The sequence below is a fragment of the Alteromonas portus genome (assembly GCF_005117025.1).
Lineage (GTDB): Bacteria > Pseudomonadota > Gammaproteobacteria > Enterobacterales > Alteromonadaceae > Alteromonas > Alteromonas portus.
In genome coordinates, this window is record NZ_SWCO01000018.1 from 1 (window position 1) to 2,502 (window position 2,502).

The window sequence follows — 2,502 nt, forward strand, 5'->3', positions numbered from 1 at the left end:
GTAAGCGCCAAAGAATCAGCACCTGTTTTTCCTGATTCGACTTCAACACACTGATTCCAACCGTACTTACACAAAGGAATCAGCCATGACCCCCGAAGAGCGCACTCAGTTCTGGCAACAACAAATCTCCACCTGGCAGGTATCCAGCCTATCCGGACAGGCTTTCTGTCGGGAGAATAACCTCTCTTACCACCAGTTTGTATACTGGCGACGCAAACAAAATAAAGCCCGTTCAAGCCAGCCGGATTCCCCTATCGGATTTGCCAGAGTAACTCAGACTGCCTCCTCAAAGTGCGAGCTGACACTCACGCTGCCCAACGGCCTGTCGATTACCGGCATACATACCGGGAATATCGAACTCGTGGGTGCGATTCTGAGGCAGCTGTAATGGCGTTGCGTTACCTGCGCCCGGCACTGGACATACCGCAGATCTATCTCTACCGGGCACCAGTGGACTTCCGCAAACAGGCCAATGGCCTGGCGGCATTGATCGAGCAGGAACTTGGGCACAGTCCCTTCACCGGTGCCCTCTACGCCTTCACCAATCGCCATCGCAACAAAATCAAGTGTCTGATGTGGGAAGGTAATGGCTTTGTGCTCTATTACAAATCACTGGCCGAGGAAAAGTTCAAATGGCCGACCCTGTCGGAGGATCTACTGCCCCTGACCGGTGAGCAGATTAACTGGTTGCTCGACGGCTACGATATCAGCTTACTCAAAGGGCATAAAACGCTGCACTACGAGTCGATCAATTAACGCCTTGAGCGGTGCCTTTGAGACCTTGTTTTGCTAACATATCGCCATGAAAAAGGCGCCCAGCACTCCCATCAATACAAGCGATTACAGTGGTTTATCCACTGCGGAGTTGCTGGCGGTGATTGGCGACTTCCAGCAACAGCTGGCGCAAAAAGAACAGGCCCTGCAATCCAGGGATGAAGCCATTCAATCCCTGGATCATTCACTTCAATCCCAACACAAAGCCATCCAGCAGCGCGATCACTACATTGCCCTGCTGGAAGAGCAGCTGCGCCTGAAGAAGGCCCAGCAGTTCGCTGCCAGTAGCGAAAAGCATACCCACCAGATCCACCTGTTCGATGAAGCCGAGATGGAAGCGGAGATCGAGGCGCTGCTGGAGCAGCTCCCCGAGGATATCGCACCGGCGGAACCCAAAGCGGCGAAGAAACGCCAGCGTGGCTTCAGCGGGAAACTGGTGCGCGAGCGTATCGAACTGACACTGTCGGAAGAGGAAAAGGCCGGCGCGAGTAAAACCTTCTTCACCAAAGTGAAAGAGGAGCTGCAGTTTATCCCCGCCCAGCTCAAAGTACTGGAAATCTGGCAGGAAAAGGCAGTGTTCGAACGTGACGGCAGCGAAACCATCATTGCAGCCAAGCGCCCCGTACATCCGCTGGGAAAATGCATTGCCACCACCTCACTGCTGGCCTATATCATCACCTCAAAATACGCCGACGGCTTGCCGCTGTATCGCCTGGAGCAGATGCTGAAGCGGCTGGGGCACGAGGTTGGGCGAACCAGTATGGCGCACTGGATTATCCGCCTGGAGGATGTCTTCCGGCCGCTCATCAACCTGATACGCGAAGTCCAGAATAGCAGCCACTACCTGCAGGCGGATGAAACCCGGATCCAGGTCCTGAAGGAAGACGGAAAAAGTACTCAATCCGACAAGTGGATGTGGATCACCCGCGGTGGCCCACCGGGTCAACCGTCCGTGCTGTTCGAATACGACCCGTCCCGTGCAGGTAGCGTCCCCGTGCGCCTGCTGGATGACTTTGCCGGTATCCTGCAGGCGGATGGTTACTCCGGCTATGGTCGGGTGTGCCGTGAAAACAACATCACCCGGATCGGCTGCTGGGATCATGCGCGCCGTAAATTCATCGAAGCCAGCAAAGCGGCTCCGGGTGGTGCAAAAAAAGCTAAAAAAAGCAAAATCTCCAAGGCAGACATCGCCCTGGGGTATATCCGCAAGCTTTATGCCATTGAGCGCGAAGCCCGGGACCGCAGCGATACCGAAAAATACAAGGTTCGTCAGGCGCTGAGTTTACCGTTGCTCGAAACCTTCAAAACCTGGTTGGAAAAACAGGTCGGCAAGGTGATGAAGGGTTCACTGACGCGTATTGCGATGGAATACACCCTGAATCAGTGGCCTTACCTGACAGGCTATTGTGAGCATGGATACCTGCACATCAGCAACGTGCTGGCGGAAAATGCGATACGCCCCTTTGCTGTCGGCCGTCGGGCCTGGCTGTTCGCCGATACCACACGGGGGGCGAGAGCCAGTGCCACCTGCTACTCCCTGATCGAAACCGCCAAGGCCAATCAGTTGGAGCCCTCAGCCTACATCCACTATGTACTGGACCGAATCGGTGAGGCCGACACGCTGGAGAAGCTCGAAGCCCTTCTACCGTGGAATGTGCCCTTGAAGCCTGTTTCAAAAAATTTGGCTCAGTATGGTTAGGGGAAGTGTGTCGATTTAACGGCGCTTAC

3 protein-coding genes are annotated in these 2,502 nt (G+C 54.9%); all 3 read left to right on the forward strand.

The features are described from left to right. Nucleotides 1-85 precede the first annotated feature (85 nt). The 3 genes from tnpA to tnpC are packed head-to-tail and all read left to right on the forward strand — an operon-like array spanning nucleotide 86 to nucleotide 2,473. The gene (gene tnpA / locus E5672_RS19655; RefSeq protein WP_136783862.1) at nucleotides 86-388 is read left to right on the forward strand and encodes an IS66 family insertion sequence element accessory protein TnpA; all 303 of its coding nucleotides are present in this window, start codon (nucleotides 86-88) and stop codon (nucleotides 386-388) included. After that, the gene (gene tnpB, locus E5672_RS19660) at nucleotides 388-756 is read left to right on the forward strand and encodes an IS66 family insertion sequence element accessory protein TnpB (RefSeq protein WP_136783863.1); all 369 of its coding nucleotides are present in this window, start codon (nucleotides 388-390) and stop codon (nucleotides 754-756) included. Before tnpA ends, tnpB begins: the two co-directional genes overlap by 1 nt. Nucleotides 757-802: 46 nt before the next feature. Next, entirely contained in the window at nucleotides 803-2,473 is a 1,671-nt protein-coding gene (gene tnpC / locus E5672_RS19665) for an IS66 family transposase (RefSeq protein ID WP_136783864.1), read from the forward strand. Nucleotides 2,474-2,502: the final 29 nt, after the last annotated feature.

What these genes read in the sequence shown, in the direction of transcription:
- tnpA (WP_136783862.1), top strand. Translation starts at nt 86, where the DNA reads ATGACCCCCGAAGAGCGCACTCAGTTCTGGCAACAACAAATCTCCACC.
- tnpB (WP_136783863.1), top strand. Translation starts at nt 388, where the DNA reads ATGGCGTTGCGTTACCTGCGCCCGGCACTGGACATACCGCAGATCTAT.
- tnpC (WP_136783864.1), top strand. Translation starts at nt 803, where the DNA reads ATGAAAAAGGCGCCCAGCACTCCCATCAATACAAGCGATTACAGTGGT.